Here is a 17738-nt window from a genome sequence, read left to right as displayed (position 1 = left end):
AAGTATCCTCAGAAGCAGATGGAGAAAAGGAAGCCAGCGCACTTACAGGGTCGGAAGTCAAAGCCCAGTGAAGAAGTCCGCAGCGACGCGGTTTCCGAGACGTCGCAATGCTTCGCGAACGCGCTCATTCAGGTCTTCGTAAGCTATGAAAGTGCCATCACGTCCTGGTGCCTCCTTTAGGTCTTTCGGAATGCGCAGTCCCAACCGCATCATTGTCCGCCGCTCGGATTTCCGAAGGTTCAAGCGGTGGGCTATGGACTGCTTGTCCAGAGCTGAAATGCTGAGGTTCCCGGCTTGACGGAAATGTGTCAGACGTTGCTGTGCTCTCCAAGAATGGATTGCCGCCGAAGTTCGACCTTCTGAGTTCGACTGGATAGGAAACGTAGGAAGCATGAACCGGAAGTATCGGCCCTGGAATGTTGTGAAGCTCACTCTCGCTAGCTCATTGAAATCTGACGCGCCGATCTGCTGGATCTCCCAGGAGTTCAGCGTCACCTCAATGCGAGCGCGCCTGACGTTCTCAGGTAGGTCCACATAGGTTCCAGCGGCCCTGTTCTGCCGGTCTACGGTCTTATCCATGATCCGCCAACGAACGTCAGCCGTTTCAGCACCTATCTCAACCGTTCCGTCAGTGAATGGATCTTGTCGAGCGGCGCCGCTCCCATCTACAAGCTGTAAGACCTTGCCGCGGCCGCCCCAGACCGTTCTTGGTCGACTGAGCCCAGCTTGCAGGTAATCCCGCTCCACTACCAAATGGTTATAGAGAACACGCATCATCTTCGCCCTTGCAAGATCATCCGGCTTGCTGGGGGTGAAGTCGACGCTGATCTCGATCCCGAAGAGCTTCGGAGGTTCTGTAAAGCCAAACTTCGCCTCAAGGCGAGCTAGGGCTCGCCTTACCTTGAGCACTGCCGGCTCCTGGAACTTTATCGTGAACGTCGTAGCCGCGTCATTCCGTAGCGGACGGTCGTTCTCGATATAAAGCCTCCGATCGAAGAGGTCCTCGATCTCCTTTTGCAGCCACTGAAACTGACTCAACCTCTTGAGTTTTACCTCAACCGACAACCAGTCAATGACTGCCCTGGTCTCGAATGAACGTAAATCCACTTCGGGGACCAAGGTGTAGCGATTGCGCAATCGCTTCTGGCTCATTCCTAGGTCGACCCGGCGGTAACAAAGAAAGCCAACGACAGCTGTCGTCTTGATGCTTCGCAATGGGATCGACAGCACAGGCGTTCTGATACTCATTACTGATCACTCGCATCCGACTACATTCTCCATCCCGAAGGACCTGCAAGCCATAATGCCTAGATCCGATTGATCACAGTGTGCCTCTCCGCTGCCCACAGCTATCTACTGGTCCTTCTTCGACTCAAGCATGCTCGTGGAGCTGCATTGCGTAAGTTTGGGTTCGCTCGGTTCAGACAGGGAATAACGCTTATCTACGGGCTTCTTTTAGATATTGTGCTGGTGCGGCGAAGCCCGATGTGCGCCTTTGTTTTAACTAGCATCTTCTTGAATGCTTACTTCCTAAATGCATCTGGTGAAAGCTGACGATCTTGGGGCCAAGTCTTGCTGACAAAGTGGACTTGCAAGCCGGCCGATGCTTGTTTCGAGACTGCCTTTTAGGAAGCAGATTTGGCTCGTGCTGATCTGAAAGAAGATAAATGGGAATTGATCGAAGCGTTGCTACGCCCGGAGCGGAGCCTGAGTTCCCGGCCGGTGCAGACGCTCAAGGACGCGCCTTGGGCTAGGGGAAGGGGCTGGCTTCAACACCGCCCAAGAGCAGCCCGCGAGACCTATCCTCAAGCTGAGGCCAGATCCAGTTCACTGGCAGCCTGCGCCACCGCATCGTCTCGCTCTGTGACCAGATTCACAGCCTCAAGTTTGAACTCCTTCGTGAACTTTTTGTCTCGCCATGTCCGATCCCCGTTTCCGTAGTCACGATTTTGCCTTCGTGTCCACGGAAACGGCAGCAGGACTATCAGCCAGTTTTCTGCGTTCGATTGGCGTGAGAATTAACCCATAGATTTTGGACACCTTCGCCACTGGAACTGAAGCAGAGAGTTTGAGCAAGCAATGCCAAGCTTCCTGGAGGAGTTCAAACTCCTCTTCATCCGAATCGCGATAGTATCCGGCGCTATCCGCCATAACCACTCACTAATCAAGGTGGAAGCCTGAGTCATCCAAGGTCTTACTGATGACACGTGCGAGGTCCGGGCCTAACCTCTGGTAGCCAAATAGATTGGCTACAGCGCGGATGAGATCCTCGCGCGCCATCTCCCCACTCTCTTTGACGACTAATTCGGCAGCCTTCACAATTTCCATCGGTGGCAAGTATTCAGCCTTGAGCAGTGATCCATCGACACGCGACCGGTCCCTGAGCGGAGTGTCGTCATGCTGCTGTTGGGTGAAGAGAAAATGCTCCTGCCGCCGTAATTCAGAGTCCTGCCGCAACGCATAGCTTATAGCTTGGTCAGCCGCGTCTTGGATCCGTCTACCGGTTCGGCTCTTGCCGAACGCTGAAGCTATCCTCCGAGCCACTTCTTCCCTATGAATAGGGCCTTCCACCTCAACAACTTGCCTGACCAATTTCGCAAGATAACTGACAGGAGCCTCATGCGGCTCACCGTTGTAAGAGGCAATCAGCTCTGCTTTCACATATGGGGACCCACTCAAGTTCAGATGATCGAGCGAGATTTCGGTTTGCTCAAAGATGTCGCATTCAGTCACAGCCTCTTCTGGGGCCCCGACTTCGTCAGTGAGTGGCGCACGATCGATTGAAAGCACTTGCGCTTTGTGTGCACTTTCGAGTGCTGTTCGAAGCCTCTGAATTTCGCGCTCGCGTCTGTGGAACCAGTCGGTGCTCCATATGCGATGGAACGTCCATCCCAATCCCTCGAGAACCTCCTGACGCAGCCGGTCTCGTTCGCGCGCCCACAGAGCCGAGTGATAGGCTGCACCGTCGCATTCGACGGCTAGGATGTATTGCGACGGACGGTCAGGATGACGCACGCCAATGTCAATTCGGAACCCCGAGGATCCCATCTGCGGGTCGGCCCCAAAACCCAGAGACCGAATGACCGACGCGACATCTTCCTCGAACGGACTATCCGCACCAAGGCCGGTCACGTATTTCTCTTCTACGATGCCGGTCTTGGCGAATTCAAGAAAACGTTTCAGGATGCGTAAGCCGTCACGGCTGGAGCGACTGGGGTCAAGATCGCCTGGATCGAACGAGGTGAACACCTCGCACCGTGTTCGTGCGCGGCTGAATAGGACGTTCAAGCGCCGCCCGCCGCCTTCACCGTTAATTGGCCCGAAGGTCATGCTGGTGAGCCTGCCGCCGGCGACCTGAGGACCGTATCCCACGGAAATCATGATTACATCGCGTTCGTCACCCTGAACGTTTTCGATGTTTTTCACAAAAAAGTCTTCAGCTCGACCTGTTTGTAAAAAGCGGTCAAGGGTTGCGTTCGTGCGCCGCTTATTTTCGAGAACCTCCGTGATCATGTCGGACTGAGCCTTGGAGAAGGCGACTACACCAAGCGATAAATCCGGAGACAAGCTCGCATGCTGGGCCACAGCCTTTGCGATCTCTTCAGCCTCGATCCGGTTGGTTCCAGCCCGCCCAAGGCCGCTATTCTTCGGGGCATATACGCCCGCTACACGCTTGAGTTTCAGTCCGTAGTTGTCGTCCAATTGCAAGGGCGAGGGGGGGAGAACCAATTTGTCGTCGTAGAATTCTGCGTTTGAGACGCGGATAAGAGACGGATCCCGAGAGCGATAGTGCCAGGACAGCATCCGTTGGTTAATTCCTCGGGCTTCGCAAAGCGTCAGAATGCTCTCCATCTCGGCAGCATAGGCGGGTGCGCCTTCTTCCTCATCATCGTCGTCGTTAGTGTCATCGACAACCCGATCAAAGAATGATGTTGGGGGGAGCTGCTTCTGATCCCCGACGACAACAACTTGCTTTGCGCGGGCGATACAGCCCAACGCGTCTTCCGGACGCACCTGGGAAGCCTCGTCGATGACCAGAAGATCGAATTCCACCGCTCCGGCCGGAAGATACTGCGCAACCGAAATTGGGCTCATCAAGAGGACAGGCTTGATCCGTTGGATCATCGATCCGGCATTCCGCATTAGCCACCGAATTGGCTTGTGTCCCTTTTTTCGGCCGATTTCCCCTCGGATGATACCCATCTCTCCGACGGTTCCACGCGGAACTTTATTGCTGTGCTCAAGCCGGACTAATGTTCGGCAATCCAGAATCCGGTCCCTTTCCAATTTCGCGAATTCTTCAACTAGGGCATGCCGATCAAGATCGCGCAGGCGCTCGATTTTGGGGTGCTTCCGGCGTGCTTCAGTCCATCGCGCCTCTGCGCAGGCGAATAGGTATTCATCTGCGGCCTGGGCCGGGGTTAACTGCCCCTTCAGTAGGTTGTCCACAACAGCCTTTGCACCTGCCGAACCGGCACTTTCGATCGCTCGAAGAAGGCTGACCCAACTTGAGTAAGCTGTCGGATCATTAGCCATTTTTAAAAGGTGCAGCCTGAAATCAGAGATGGGTAAGGCTTCTGCATCTCCTTCAAAACCTATGGAACGCAGGTCAAGTTGAAGCCGTCCGCAGATTGCTGTTAGTGATTGGCGCAGATTGCTCGCTGCCGAACGAATTCTCTCTGCTGTATCAACGGGATCACCAAGTGCGCTAAGGGCGCGCGTGATCTGTGAGGCTCGCTGGAATGTTCCGGCCTTCCGAATGGCTGCTAGCCATTCGCACAGGCCTGAGATCTCCTGAAACGCAGTCTTTTCACCTCGCCAATGTTCCTTGAGATTAGCTTCTAGCCATGCTTCTTCCGAAGCAAGCAGACCTCGCTTCTGCTGGATATCAATCAGGGTATCTACGAGCCTGATGCGTTCGTCCGGCTGCCGCGGCATTAGTCCACTCAGAACGCTACCAAGCTCTGCAGACGCGCGCTTGTAAGATCCGAACCATCGTTGAAAGATCGATGCCTTTCCGGCAACAAGTGACCGGCGAATAGATGAACAATCGAGCGCCCATGCGGCTGGCGAAAAAATGGTAGCCGCCGATTCATAGGCAGACTGCCAGGAAGAGCCGGTTTTCAGGGCCTCTTGCAATCGCGGCTCGTCTGCTAGGTCGAAGAGCACCTGGATGTCACTGGGTATATTTCTCGGAACATCAGCCAGAGCGGCCAAACCAGCGGCCAGCTTCTCAATGCCAGTTAGTGATGTAGGGGAAGCCGTTCCGACCGCTTCTGCAATCTTGCGGCTCTCGGACAATAAGGTCTCTATGACTCCGGCGATCGTCTGTATCTCTGTTTCCAGACGGGCTAAGTCAGTCGGCTGAAGGTTGAGGGCTCCCACGCCTCTGAATGGGTGCCGATCAGGAGGTCCGGCCTCCCGATAAGCTTCGACCAGTCTCGTCAGCGCGTTTCGACCCCGCTCACGCTCTTGAGGTCCGAATTTTTCCAATCCCTGCAAGGGTATGGATGGAGGACGGGCGCCCGCATTCATGAAGAAAATGATCTCTGCGAGCGCGCCAAACGCGGTGTCACCTGCCGTGTTGATTGGCGCGTGTAGAAGATCCGCGAGATCGTTCAGTTCATCTCGAACCTGGCGGAGGCGCTGGGGAGATGTGATACCGGGGGCAGCTCTTCCTGCCGCCGTCAATGTGCGCCCCAGCTCCTGCACGACGGCCTTTTTGTTAGCTGTTCGCGAATGAAGCTCCAAGCATATATCGCGCAAGCCACACTTCACGAGACGGTCGTGCACGACAGACAAAGCAGCCATCTTTTCAGCCACAAACAGCACTGTCTTGCCGTCGTGCGCAGCTGCAGCGAGGATGTTGGTGATGGTCTGCGATTTTCCGGTGCCCGGAGGGCCCTGAACAACCAGATCGGCACCGCGTCTTACTTCTTCAATCACCTTGGTCTGCGATGCATCGGCGTCGACGACCTGGATGATCTCTGCCGGATCAAGCAATTGATCAAGCTTGGTGCCATCTGGGAACATTGGGTCTTCATGCTCGAAACCGTGAAGAAGAAGCCCGTTCAGCAGACTGTGGTTTTCAAGTGCATGATCTGGCCAGTTGTCGAGATCAAGGTCATGATGCATCAGCAACTTGGCGAACGAGAAGAATCCAAGCTGTATTCCATTCTGATCGATCGACCATCCGCGCTGCCCTGAAACAGCCTCATGGACTCTGTCAAAATAGCCTGAAGGCAGCCATTCCTCGGTTTCCTCGATCTCGGGAAGAAGAATTCCGAAGTCTTGCCGCAGCCGTTCCTTCAGCGGCAGGTTCGTCGAGATGTCATCGTCGCGCACCCTAAGGTCATAGGATGAGGTGCGTTCATTTCGCACAAAATCGACAGGGAGCAAAATCAGCGGCGCTTCTCGGCAGATCTCGGAAGACGGACTTTCTTTCCATCGCAGAAACCCAAGCGCCAGGAACAGAACGTTAAGCCCCTGCTCATCCTCAACTGTCTTGGCATCCTTAGCCATACGGAGCAGCCTTCGTGCCAGTCCCTCTGGTCCAAGAGGGGTTTCCAGAACATCGTCGCGGAGGCGATCATCATTCACGGAATCCTCAGGCTCATAATCGGCAAGCTGCAACCCGTCATTCTCGGCGGTTGACACCTTGTCCTTGCCCATAGCCTTGAAGCGCATGCGCCGCCCGCCGGTCTTGAGGATGCGATAGACTTCGTCCGACTGCTCGTTGACGATGTTCAGGCTGTTGGAGCGTGCATTCGCGCGGTTCACATGGACAAGGCGATTACGTGTCCCGGTCTCGAGGAGTTTGCGCCTTGCATTTGCGAGAACACTCAGAAGGGGTGAGCTTTCTTTCTGCATTCGGATTCCATGGGCTTGGGGCGAAACCAATCGATGAGATTGTGTTTGTTAGTTTATCAGCCAGAAGACGCATAAGTTTCCATGATAAATTTTGGGCATGCACAGCGATTTCAGATATGTGCGCTCTTTCGCCAGATATCAGCCAAGAACCACTGATCGATCAAACGATCCCCTCCGGCTCCGCCTCATGGTTTGCTCCGGTGGATTGGTGAAGTCGGCCGCCTACTTCTTGTTCGGAGCCGAGGCCACGAACAGGCGGCGGAGGAGGTTGTCCGGCACTGCTGATCGATCGCCGGTATCCTTCGGCGGTCCATGATGCCGCAGCAGCCGTGCTTCGCACTGGCCGGTTGTTCTGCCGCGAAAAGGCAGACCCCAGGCCACGCCCCAAGATTGGCTGCTAACAGCACCTGCGGGGGCTTCGCCACCTACATGACGATGCCTGGCAGCCCAGTCAGTTGAGAAATTCCCAGGTCAGACAGTTCAACATTGCTCAAGAACCACGTTGGGCATGACCCCAGATTGTGCTCGAATTTCTGTTCGCTTTGTCGCACATGTCGAGATAATTTGCCGGTGCGCGGCTATTTGGCTGGATTGGCCTGCGGCTGATGTGAGGGAAGAGCATAGATGACGACGTTGAGCCTGGCACAGCTGGAAACTCATCTCTGGCGGGCAGCGGATATCCTGCGGGGGTCGATCGATTCCGGCGATTACAAGCACTACATATTTGGTCTTCTGTTCTTCAAGCGCCTCTCGGATGTCTGGGTGGAGGAGTATGAGGAGCGTCTGGCGCGCTATCATGATGCCAATATCGCCGCTGATCCGGACGAGCATCGCTTCGATATTCCCAAGGGCCATTTCTGGAAGGATGTGCGCAAGCACACCACCGATATCGGCACCCATCTGAACGCCGCCTTCCGCGCCATTGAAGACGCGAACATGAAGCTGCGCGGCGTTTTTCAGGACGTCGATTTCAACAACAAGGAGCGCTTTCCGGATGCCATGCTGGAAAAGCTGCTCCAGCATTTCGAGACCTATCGCCTGCGCAATTCCGATGTCGAGCCGGATGTGCTTGGTCAGGCCTATGAATATCTGATCGCCCAGTTTGCCGATGATGCCGGCAAGAAGGGTGGCGAGTTCTACACGCCGAAGATGGTCGTGCGGTTGATCGTCGAATGCCTGAAGCCGGAAGAAGGGATGTCGATCTATGACCCGACCTGCGGCTCGGGCGGCATGCTCTTGGAGGCGGTGCATCATCTAGAGCGACAGGGCAAGAACCCGAAGAGCCTGTCGCTGTTCGGCCAGGAGCGTAACCTCAACACCTGGGCCATCTGCCAGATGAACCTGTTCCTGCATGATATCGACGATGCGCAGGTGGCGCGCGGCGATACGCTGCTTGAGCCGAAACATCTGACCGGCGACAGCGTGAAGGCCATCCGCACCTTTGACCGGGTGCTGGCCAACCCGCCGTTTTCGCTGAAAAGCTGGGGCCATGATGTCTGGTCGAAGGGCGACGCCTATGGTCGCGACCGCTATGGCTGCCCGCCGAAATCCTATGGCGACCTCGCCTTCGTGCAGCATATGGTGGCGAGCCTGAAGGAAAACGGCGTCTGCGGCGTGGTGCTTCCGCATGGCGTGCTGTTTCGTGGTGGGGCCGAGGGCAAGATCCGCGAGGGGTTGATCAAGGACGATCTGATTGAGGCCGTGATCGGCCTTGCGCCCAACCTGTTTTACGGCGCGGGCATTCCGGCCTGCATCCTCATCCTGCGCAAACAGAAGCCGGCGGCGCGCAAGGGCCAGATCCTGATCGTCAATGGCGCCGAAGAGAAGGTGGATGGCAAGAACCAGAACCACCTGTCGGAAGCAAATCTTGCTACGCTTGCGAAGGCCTATGGCGACTTCACCGACGCCGAGCGGCTTGCGCGGGTGGTGCCGGTAAGCGAGATTGAGGCGAATGACTTCAACCTCAATATCAGCCGCTATGTGCATTTGGGCGGAGAAGCTGAAGATGTCGACGTTTCAGCAGAAGTGGAAAAGCTGGTTGAGCTGCAGGCAGAGCGGGATGCGGCGGAGGCGCGGATGATGGGCTTTTTGCAGGAGCTCGGCTATGTCGCGTGAAGTGCCCGAGGGGTGGCAACTTGTGAAACTCGGCTCATTCGTAGAAGAGTTTAAGGTGCTTGACAGTGCTGGCGACTTACCGCCGCTCAGCGTTACGAAAAGCAGCGGCATTGTGCTCCAGTCAGAGAAGTTTAATAAGCGCATCGCCAACGCGTCTTCACGCAACTACAAAGTCATTCGGAGCGGCGAATACTCCTACGACCCGATGTCACTATATTATGGCGCCATCGGCAGGCTGAGTGTCTGCGACGCCGGCATTGTGAGCCCAGCTTACATAACATTTCGGCTCAAGGGAGCCATCGACAGAGGTTTTTTTGACCTTTACGTCAAAACAAGTGACTTCTTAGTCGAGGTTAACAAGGTTACCACGGGAGGCAACCAAGACGGCAAGAGAAAGAAAACCGATTGGAATTCCTTTTGCTGTTTGCCCATCTTGATTCCCCCTCTCCACGAACAACGCCGCATCGCGGAAATCCTGTCCAGCGTCGATGAGGCCATTGCGGCAACACGGGCGGTGATCAAACAGACCAGAAAGGTCCGTTCAGAGATCCTTACCGTCTCCTTCCCCGAAAATCTTGCTGTTGGGCGGTCAACTGCGGATCACTCCTTCAAAGGATGGTCGATAGAACCTGCTTCGAGTATATGCGAGAGCATCATAGACTGCAAAAATCGCACTCCTCCAGTGACCGACGATGGTTTTGCAGTTGTCCGAACGCCAAACGTTCGTAACGGTCGCTTTCGTTATGAGGGACTTCAGTTCACTGACAAGCAGAGCTTTCAAGAATGGACGGCGAAGGGAATGCCTAGAGCAGGCGATATTCTTTTCACCCGAGAGGCCCCATATGGCGAGGTCTGCATGGCCCCTGCAATGGCGTTTTGTCTTGGGCAACGGATGATGTTCCTGCGCCCGGACACATCTCGCGTCAGCTCCCAGTTCCTATTGTATGCGCTGCAGTCTGGGCCGGTAAAGAAGGAGATGTTCCGGCGGGCTGGCGGTTCTACAGTCGGCCATCTGCGAGTCGGAGATGTTCGTGAGCTGCCTATTCCTGTTGCTCCCATAGATGTTCAGTCGCGCTTGACTTCCACCCTCAGGTCGCTGGATGAGGCCCTATACAGCAACGAGGAGAGCTTATCCCGCTTAGAGGCTTGCAAATCCGCCCTGATGTCCGACCTGCTCACCGGCCGCAAGCGCGTCACCGACGCCCTGCCCATGGCGGCGGAGTAAGCGCCCATGAGCCACGGCCCCGAATGGCATTTCGCCGAGCGCCCGACGATCGAGCATCTCAAGGCCATGGGCTATGGCTTCGTGAGACCGGCAGAGCATGCCGGGTTGCGCGAGGGCGAGAACCAGGTTCTGTTTCGTCCGCATCTGATCGACGCGCTGATGCGCATCAACGGGATCGACCGCGCCTCTGCCGAGGCCGCCTATGGCGAGCTTGCAGCAATCAGCGACAACGAGACTTGGCTGAAAGTGCTGCGCGGGGACTATGCCCGCAAGGTGACGGGTCAGGAGACGCGGCAGACGCTGCGGGTGATCGACTTTCTTAATCCCGGCAACAACCAGTTTTCCGTGACGCATCAGCTCAGGGTGAAGGCGGAGAACACGCGAAAGCCGGATGTCGTTGTTTATGTGAACGGCATTCCGTTGGTCGTGATCGAGGCGAAAAGCCCGCTGAATGGGAAGGACAAGACCGGCGAGGCCTTCGAGCAGATCAGGCAATATGAGCAGGACATTCCGCGCCTGTTCTTCTCCAATGTCTTCAACATCGTGACCGACGGCGCGCTGGTGCTCTATGGCGCCACCGGCTCCGGCTCGAAATATTTCGCCGAATGGCGTGACCCCTGGCCGAATGTGGAGAGTGATTTCCCCGATACGCTCGCCAAGGGCCTCTGGTGCCTGCTGGAGCCGGGCCGGCTGCTCGACCTGATCGCGCATTACGTGGTCTTCGAAAAGACCGAGACCGGCACGATCAAGAAGATGTGCCGTTATCAGCAATTCCGCGCCGTCAATCGCATCGTCGAGCGCGTGATCGAGGGCAAGCACCGGCAGGGGTTGATCTGGCACACCCAGGGCAGCGGGAAATCGCTGACCATGGTGTTTGCCGCGCTGAAGCTGAAGACGCACCGGACGATTCAATCCGAGCGGCTCACCAATCCGAACATTCTCGTGCTGACCGACCGGGTGGATCTGCATTCCCAGATCAGCGGCACCTTTGTCGCCTGCGGCCTGCCGAACCCTACGGCGATCGAAAGCATTCGGGATCTGCACGCGCTGATCCGCAGCGGCAAGGACGGGCACACGGCGCTGTCCACCATCTTCAAGTTCCAGGGCTCGAAGCAGGCGATTGCCAATTCGGAAAACTGGATCGTGATGGTGGACGAAGCCCACCGCACCCAGGAGAAAGATCTTGGCGCCTATTTGCGCGCGACGCTGCCCAACGCCCGCTTCTTCGGCTTTACTGGCACGCCGGTGAAGAAGGACGACAAGAACACCTACGAGAATTTTGGTGTGCCGGGAGAAGGCTATCTCGACAAATACGGCATCGACGACGCCGTGGCCGATGGCGCGACGGTGCCGATCTATTACACCGGTCGCAAGACCGACTGGCACATCGACGAGGCGAAGATCGATATCCTGTTCGACACCTGGTTTGCCGAGCTGGACGATGACAAGCTCAACGAGATCAAGAAGCGCGGGGTGCAGATCGAGGATCTGGTCAAGCATCCGCGCCGCATCGAACTGATCGCTTACGACATCTGGACGCATTTTAAGCAATATGCCCAGCCAGATGGTTTCAAAGCGCAGATCGTCGCCATCGATCGCGAGGCGGTGATCCTCTACAAGCAGGCGCTGACCAAGGTCATTGCCGAAGACCTGAAGGCCGAGGGCATGGAGCCTGCCGAGGCGCTCGCCCGCGCCGATGCCATGTCGGCCTGCGTCTATTCGATCAACCAGGAAGACTGCAAGCCGAGCGAGGATGCGCACAAGCAGGCGATCCGCACTGAGCTGAAGGCGCATTATCTGGATGCCGAAGCCGAGAAACTGGCGAAGAAGGCATTCGGTCGCAAGGGCGACGACCCGCAGTTCCTGATCGTCTGCGACAAGCTCTTGACCGGCTTCGATTGCCCGATCGAAAGCGTCATGTATCTCGACAAGCCGCTGAAGGAGCACGGCCTGCTGCAGGCGATCGCCCGCACCAACCGCGTATCTGACGCCCGGAAGCGCAACGGGCTGATCGTCGATTACATCGGTGTCTCCGGCCATCTGGAGGAAGCGCTTTCTTCCTACCGCGCCGATGACGTGAAGAACGCCATGCGCGACCTGGACGATCTGCGCAACCAGCTGCGGGCAGCCCACTCCGCCGTCGCCGCGTTGATGAAGCCGGTGAAACGCAAAGCGAGCGACAAGGACGCGCTGAAGGCGGAATATGATGCCTTCGTGAAGCTGCTCGGCACCGAGGACAAGTGGTTCGACTTCAAGGCCAAGGCGCGCAGCTTCATCGCGCTCTATGAAACGCTGAGCCCGGACCCGAGCGTTCTGGAGTTCACCGCTGACCTGAAATGGGTCGCGAACTTCCTGCTCTACGGCACCCAGCATTTCGAGAAGCGTCAGGCCTTCGACCAGATGAATTACAGCGAGAAGATCCGCGAGATGCTGGAGAAGCATCTGGAAGCGACGGGTCTCAGCGTTACCGTCAAGCTGCGCCACATTACCGATCCGGAGTTTTGGGAAGATTTCGATCCTACGGCCAAGACCGAGGAAGACCTGATGACGGCGGCGATCCGCAAGACGACGGAGCTGCGCAAGACCGTCACCGAGCGGATTGACGACAGCCCGCATCAGTATGGCAAGTTTTCCGAGCGACTGCGCCAGCTCTTGGAAAAACTCGAAAGTGCGCAGCTCTCTTGGGGCGAGAAGCTGAAGGCAGCCGAAGAGTTGGCGAAGGACATAACGGCTGAGGATGCCGCCCATGTCGAAGCGGGTCTTTCTCCCGGCGCCTATGGCATCCTGCAGATCCTCAACGGCTTTACCTCGGGAGCTGAGGGCGAGGCTCTGGCCATCCGGCTGGAAGGACTTTACACCGATCCAGTAACCGCCCCATCTGGCTGGTGGGAGAAGGATGGCCTGCGCAAGAGCCTGCGCCAGCAGGTGCGCTCCATGGCGCATCTGGCGGGTCTGACGCAGCTGAAAGAGATCCCAGAGGAGGTCGAGGCCTACGCGCTCAAGCATTTTGCGGGGCAGTGACATGGCCGTCTATCGCATCGGCGCACAAGAGATCGAATACACCCTGCGACGATCGCCCAAGGCCCGCAAAGCAAGCCTCAGCGTGACGCCGAAATCCTTCGAGCTCCTCGTGCCGGAAAGCGCAACTGACGAACAGATCAGCGCCGTGCTGGACCGCCGGCGGGCCTGGATCATAGAGACCGTGCAGCACATGGCCGAGCGCGCCAGAGCGCAGACGCGAGTCTACCAGTTCGTGACCGGCGCCAAGATCCCTTATCGTGGGCGGATGGCCCGGCTAACCATCGAGCCCTTCGACGGCTCCCTGGTCGAGGTCAGCTTCCGCAACGGTTTTCAGATCCGCAAGCCCGCCGACCTCTCGGCGGCGTCCTCTGACGCTCTCATCGAGAGCGCTCTCCGGCTTTGGCTAAAACGCCGCGTGCGTGATGACGCCCGTGACTTTGTCCGCAAGCATGGCGAGCGCCACGAGTTGAAGCCGCGCGGCGTTCAGATCAAAGACCAGAAGCACATGTGGGGCAGCTGCGGCCAGGATCAGCAGATCAACCTCAACTGGCACCTGATCTTCGCCCCGAAGCCCGTGCTCGAATACGCTGTTGTTCACGAGATGTGCCATCTTAAGCACCGCAACCATGGGTCAGAGTTCTGGGACCTCGTGGGACGCGTGCTGCCAGACTGGCAGGAGCGTAAGGCCTGGCTCGACAACAACGAGCATTTGCTGGGGTGGGAAAGGGTGGAGCCGCAGCTTGCAGGGTGATGCTATTTCCTGCACGTCGGTTTGGGCAAGAAGGTGCTCAATCTGGATCGAAAACTTAAGTAAATATTAGATTTTTTCCCAAAAATGCAAATGATAATAGTAAATTATTCTTTGGTTGATTCTGTATTTTCCGGAAAATTGAAAATGCAAATGAGGGAAGTGATTAGATTTTGTCTCGATAAAGGGTTTATAATTATTTTTGATTGAACTTGTTATTATATATTTTGCTATCTAGTCCTGGCATTCCGTTCATGGAAAATTGGGGCTGAAGTGCCGGGGATTGTGCATTGATCTTCGGGAGCAGGTTGTGAAAGCCTGGCAAGAAGGCAGTTCCGTGCGCAGGCCGCTGCACAACTTGGAATGAGATCCTCCGGTGCGATCCGCTGGATTGCGCCCGCCGGAGATGGCGAGATGTGCCCTCTCGAAACAGGCCGTAAACCAACGTCCCCTCTGGATCGGCACGAAGAGTTCATTCTCGCTCTGGTCGTGGAGAAGAAGAACATTACGCTTTATGAGATTGTTGTCAGGCTGCTCAAGGGCGGGAAATGAAGAACGGGCGGAGCAGTTTGAGCAAATGGTTTTGCCTGCGCGGGTTTACATGCAAAAAACGCACACGCATTCGAACCTTGCGCCTGACCTACATGATGGCGCAGATGATGCTCTACGATGTTATGGGCAGCTCCTCATACACACTCTGATCCACCGACGACATCGTCGTGATGAACAACCTGACGGTCCACAAAGAAGCTGGTGCCCGCGGGGCCATTGAAAGCGCTGGTGCAGACCTGCGCTGTCTGCCGCCCTGCAGTTTAGATTTCAACTCGATTGAGATGGCCTCTCCAGGCTCAAGACGCTGTTGCGTGCCAAGGCTGAGCGAACGTTAGGTGCTCTGTGGAATTTCGTTAGAGACTTCGTTGCCCAGGTCGGACCCGAAGAGTGGCCAACTACTTTGCCGCTGCCGGATCAAAGTAGATCCGCTCTAGGTGCGGCGAGACATTCATTGCGCCCCTACAGCCAAAAACTGTCAAACTGGTAGGTTTGGCGCCGCTCTGGTTGAAGCCACAGGCTGGAAGCGCTGTGCCGATGTTCCTCTGTCATTGTTGGTGTCCATTTCGATTGAACCTCCACGACATGCTGCGAGCATCGATAAGCGTGGCACCCGAATGAGAAACGAGCTGAATGTAAGTCACTCATTCAGCTCACCCGACGTCCCGAGAAATATGTTTCCGTCCTTGGCCGGCAAGGCTTGGGACCTTAAGCGTTGACACCAATGCGCCGCCGCTCGTAACCACTTTGGGTTGTTCTTAAATCGAGCCAGCGCCAGCACCCGCCGCACCAGCTTTGTTGGTTGGCAATGCCGGGCCAGAAGTTGACGCAGTGAGAAAGTTCCAACTTTTGTCCCGAAAGCGACAACATAATGGAAAGCTTCGTCAACATTATGTTGCGTTTGATAGCCATCCAGCTCTCCAGTGGTCAACTTGTCGCCGTGAAAGGTTGACATTTAGCGCAGCAGGAGCGGGGGGAGATTGTCGGTGACAACGTGGATGACAACTTTGCGTCACCCTCGTAGGTTGCATATCTTTTTATGGGAGGTTTGGTGCCAAAAACGTTTGTGGCGCCTAAACGCATCCCGATCGACGTTCCACGGAAACCCTAGGACTTCGATTTCAGGAGAAAGGATGCCCTTTGTGTTGCGGCAAGGACACGTTACTAAATGCGCTTCCAAGGTGCCCTAGCTTACCCCCGTAGTCCACAGTGATAAGCGTTTGTTTATCTGGCACCCGTTGTGATTATTAAGGGGCTCCATGTGTTGAATTGGAGCGCACGATGACGAGATACAGGATTGATGCTGTAGCAAAGCACATCCGGAAGAAGCACCCAGGCTGCCCAGACTTTGCCGTTGCCTGGTTCGCTGCTGAGATTGCCAGCAAGAACTGGACAGGTGCCACATTAGGCAAGGCTGTTGGCATAACGATGCAAACGCACCTGCGCCACCATCACACCGACTACGACACTCTCCTGCTGACAGGGATAGACCGAGAAGAAGCGCGCCGGCGCGTGCAGCCGCGCGTAAACGCCATGATAGATAGCTGGCGGCGGCGAAAGGAAACCAAGTCCCAAGAAGCGCAACCGGACAAGGGGAGCGTAGAAGACGATGGTCGGTAACTACGAAAACTGGGACTATCTCGCAGGAATTCTGAATGAGCGCCTCGATGAAAAGGGATATGACGCTTGGCACGCGCTAAGCAAAGCCGGGATGAGAGGCACATATCTAACCTTCCTTCTATCGGGGAGAGCTCGTCTGAAACCTCGATTCGTGAAGCCCGTGGCGCAGGCGCTGGATCTGGACGAGAATTGGCTGTTCTGCGTCGCGCTTGAAGGTATGCAGCAGACCTATGACCTTCCTTACGTAAGCGAGTTCCTATGGCGAATGTTCTCATCATTGGAAGAGGCAAAGCTGCGAGCAGAGGCGAAGCCGGAGGGGCAGGAGCCGCGCGAGGTGCAGAAAAAGACTAAAAAGGGCAAGAAAAGAAAGAAGAAGACTGACTGACCGCGCCACCAGCAGTTCGAACTTGCTGTTCTATCCGCTCCTGCATTCCCGACCGGCGCATTTTGGTGTGCATCCGCTCGACATGGCGCGTTACAGGAGTTTTCGCCAGAGGCTTCATCTAGAGCCCCTGCTATCCGGCGCAGGGGTTCTTTCCGTCCGCGCCAGCCCCCGAGACGTTTCCGCGCGGCCCTTCGCTATAAGTAACTCATCAGCATCAACAGATGAGCGCATGACATGAGCAGCTTGACGATCCGCGACTACCTTACCGAGCTGGTGATGGCCGCCGGCCTCAACACGGATGATCTGGACGGCCCACCCGGTTCATCTGAACGCCTGGTGCGCCTCGTTCTGGACGGCACTGCCAAGCTGCCGCTCGAGAAGGTAACGGCTGTTGCGGCTATCTTCGGCTGTGACGCAAGAGCCCTGTTTCGGGTGGCGCTCGCACAGTTCTACAGTGCGGAAGCCATTGCACTCATGGAGCGCATGCTCGGGCCGCAGGAGAGGAGCGCCGGCGAGGAAGCATGGGTGAGTTTTGTCAGACGCGCGGCGCCTGCTGATGTCCAGCCTCCGGATAGATTTGCACGGCGCCTATTGAGGACGCTGTTGAACAGGACCGTATAAGAGGCTTCAGGCAGGAAATTCAGGCCGCCACGCTTAAGCGCTAGCCACGGGTTTTTCCGATCAAAGGGCTCCCGGGCCCGGAAACCGCCCCCAGACAAGAATTTGGTCTGAAGTTGCGACAGCACCGATGTGCCTATTGCAGATGAGGTATTGTCAAGTGCACTCGCCGGCCTCAGATCGCCTCAGGTAGTCCAGGATGAACTTGTCACTCACGAGCAGTTCTTTGGCGAACGAGGCAGCATTCACGTCCTCGGCAATGGGACGGGCAAGGGAAGTCATGCGGCCAGGCTGGCCAGTCCCTGAGACTGCGGGCAGCGGGTTCTGCTTGCCAGCTCCATTGCGGGCGTCGTTCTCGATCACTGTTGATCCCCTCTTCGACGGTGCCTCAAGTTGACTTGGAGAACCCGGTCTCTCCGTTGCTCCCGAAACCGGGGAGCACCCAGCCTCGGTCAGTCGATCATACGGCAACAGGTCCTATCCGGCGAGTCTTCGCAATGCGTTGGCGGATCCTTGTCATCCGCGCAGAAAAAGGTATCGCGGGTGAGAGCCAGATTCTTGGGTCGGCGATCGGTCCCTAGGAACGC

The 17738-nt window shown here is 56.5% G+C and carries 11 protein-coding genes and 2 pseudogenes; 8 read left to right on the top strand and 5 right to left on the bottom strand.

What is annotated here, in order from left to right; genetic code table 11:
* Positions 1-57: 57 nt before the first annotated feature.
* The 3 genes and pseudogenes from ACVNHC_RS08145 to ACVNHC_RS08135 form a co-directional block, all read right to left on the bottom strand.
* Complete coding sequence (locus ACVNHC_RS08145) at positions 58-1248, bottom strand: hypothetical protein (RefSeq protein WP_457166941.1); 1191 nt, start codon at positions 1246-1248, stop codon at positions 58-60.
* A 569-nt stretch (positions 1249-1817) separates the two neighbouring features.
* Positions 1818-1910 (bottom strand): annotated as a pseudogene (locus tag ACVNHC_RS08140) (transposase); the annotation flags it as partial.
* Positions 1911-2160: 250 nt separating this feature from the next.
* Entirely contained in the window at positions 2161-6870 is a 4710-nt protein-coding gene (locus ACVNHC_RS08135; protein WP_457166940.1) for a DUF3320 domain-containing protein, read from the bottom strand.
* Between the two features lie 624 nt (positions 6871-7494).
* Here ACVNHC_RS08135 and ACVNHC_RS08130 point away from each other — a divergent pair.
* The 5 genes and pseudogenes from ACVNHC_RS08130 (at position 7495) to ACVNHC_RS08110 (ending at position 14954) form a co-directional block, all read left to right on the top strand.
* Positions 7495-8985, top strand: coding sequence for an N-6 DNA methylase (locus ACVNHC_RS08130; RefSeq protein ID WP_457166939.1), 1491 nt, complete (start codon positions 7495-7497; stop codon positions 8983-8985).
* Positions 8975-10210 carry a restriction endonuclease subunit S gene (locus ACVNHC_RS08125; RefSeq protein WP_457166938.1) on the top strand — a complete coding sequence of 412 codons (1236 nt, stop codon included), beginning with the start codon at positions 8975-8977 and terminating at the stop codon, positions 10208-10210. Before ACVNHC_RS08130 ends, ACVNHC_RS08125 begins: the two co-directional genes overlap by 11 nt.
* 6 nt (positions 10211-10216) lie before the next feature.
* A complete protein-coding gene (locus ACVNHC_RS08120) occupies positions 10217-13231 on the top strand; it encodes a type I restriction endonuclease subunit R (protein WP_457166937.1) in 3015 nt (1004 codons plus the stop codon).
* Between the two features lies 1 nt (position 13232).
* Entirely contained in the window at positions 13233-13982 is a 750-nt protein-coding gene (locus ACVNHC_RS08115) for a M48 family metallopeptidase (protein WP_457166936.1), read from the top strand.
* 265 nt (positions 13983-14247) lie between these two features.
* Positions 14248-14954, top strand: a pseudogene (locus ACVNHC_RS08110) (transposase).
* A gap of 282 nt (positions 14955-15236) precedes the next feature.
* On the opposite strand, the gene ACVNHC_RS08105 reads toward ACVNHC_RS08110, so the two are convergent.
* A complete protein-coding gene (locus ACVNHC_RS08105; RefSeq protein ID WP_457166935.1) occupies positions 15237-15440 on the bottom strand; it encodes a hypothetical protein in 204 nt (67 codons plus the stop codon).
* A 369-nt stretch (positions 15441-15809) separates the two neighbouring features.
* Here ACVNHC_RS08105 and ACVNHC_RS08100 point away from each other — a divergent pair, with 369 nt between their 5' ends.
* The 3 genes from ACVNHC_RS08100 (at position 15810) to ACVNHC_RS08090 (ending at position 17154) form a co-directional block, all read left to right on the top strand.
* Entirely contained in the window at positions 15810-16148 is a 339-nt protein-coding gene (locus ACVNHC_RS08100) for a DUF2293 domain-containing protein (protein ID WP_457166934.1), read from the top strand.
* Positions 16138-16533 (top strand): hypothetical protein, encoded by a 396-nt coding sequence (locus tag ACVNHC_RS08095; protein WP_457166933.1) that lies wholly within the window; start codon positions 16138-16140, stop codon positions 16531-16533. Before ACVNHC_RS08100 ends, ACVNHC_RS08095 begins: the two co-directional genes overlap by 11 nt.
* Positions 16534-16767: 234 nt before the next feature.
* The gene (locus tag ACVNHC_RS08090; protein ID WP_457166932.1) at positions 16768-17154 is read left to right on the top strand and encodes a hypothetical protein; all 387 of its coding nucleotides are present in this window, start codon (positions 16768-16770) and stop codon (positions 17152-17154) included.
* 153 nt (positions 17155-17307) lie between these two features.
* On the opposite strand, the gene ACVNHC_RS08085 is transcribed toward ACVNHC_RS08090, so the two are convergent.
* Complete coding sequence (locus tag ACVNHC_RS08085; RefSeq protein WP_457166931.1) at positions 17308-17514, bottom strand: hypothetical protein; 207 nt, start codon at positions 17512-17514, stop codon at positions 17308-17310.
* Between the last annotated feature and the right edge of the window lie 224 nt (positions 17515-17738).

This window comes from Pannonibacter sp. Q-1 (assembly GCF_054073275.1).
The sequence above is the reverse complement of the archived record's forward strand: the minus strand, read 5'-3'. Positions and strand labels throughout refer to the sequence as shown.

What these genes read in the sequence shown, in the direction of transcription:
- ACVNHC_RS08095 (WP_457166933.1), top strand. Translation starts at nt 16,138, where the DNA reads ATGGTCGGTAACTACGAAAACTGGGACTATCTCGCAGGAATTCTGAAT.
- ACVNHC_RS08135 (WP_457166940.1), bottom strand. Translation starts at nt 6,870, where the DNA reads ATGCAGAAAGAAAGCTCACCCCTTCTGAGTGTTCTCGCAAATGCAAGG.
- ACVNHC_RS08105 (WP_457166935.1), bottom strand. Translation starts at nt 15,440, where the DNA reads ATGGCTATCAAACGCAACATAATGTTGACGAAGCTTTCCATTATGTTG.
- ACVNHC_RS08100 (WP_457166934.1), top strand. Translation starts at nt 15,810, where the DNA reads ATGACGAGATACAGGATTGATGCTGTAGCAAAGCACATCCGGAAGAAG.
- ACVNHC_RS08145 (WP_457166941.1), bottom strand. Translation starts at nt 1,248, where the DNA reads ATGAGTATCAGAACGCCTGTGCTGTCGATCCCATTGCGAAGCATCAAG.
- ACVNHC_RS08125 (WP_457166938.1), top strand. Translation starts at nt 8,975, where the DNA reads ATGTCGCGTGAAGTGCCCGAGGGGTGGCAACTTGTGAAACTCGGCTCA.
- ACVNHC_RS08115 (WP_457166936.1), top strand. Translation starts at nt 13,233, where the DNA reads ATGGCCGTCTATCGCATCGGCGCACAAGAGATCGAATACACCCTGCGA.
- ACVNHC_RS08120 (WP_457166937.1), top strand. Translation starts at nt 10,217, where the DNA reads ATGAGCCACGGCCCCGAATGGCATTTCGCCGAGCGCCCGACGATCGAG.
- ACVNHC_RS08090 (WP_457166932.1), top strand. Translation starts at nt 16,768, where the DNA reads ATGAGCAGCTTGACGATCCGCGACTACCTTACCGAGCTGGTGATGGCC.
- ACVNHC_RS08130 (WP_457166939.1), top strand. Translation starts at nt 7,495, where the DNA reads ATGACGACGTTGAGCCTGGCACAGCTGGAAACTCATCTCTGGCGGGCA.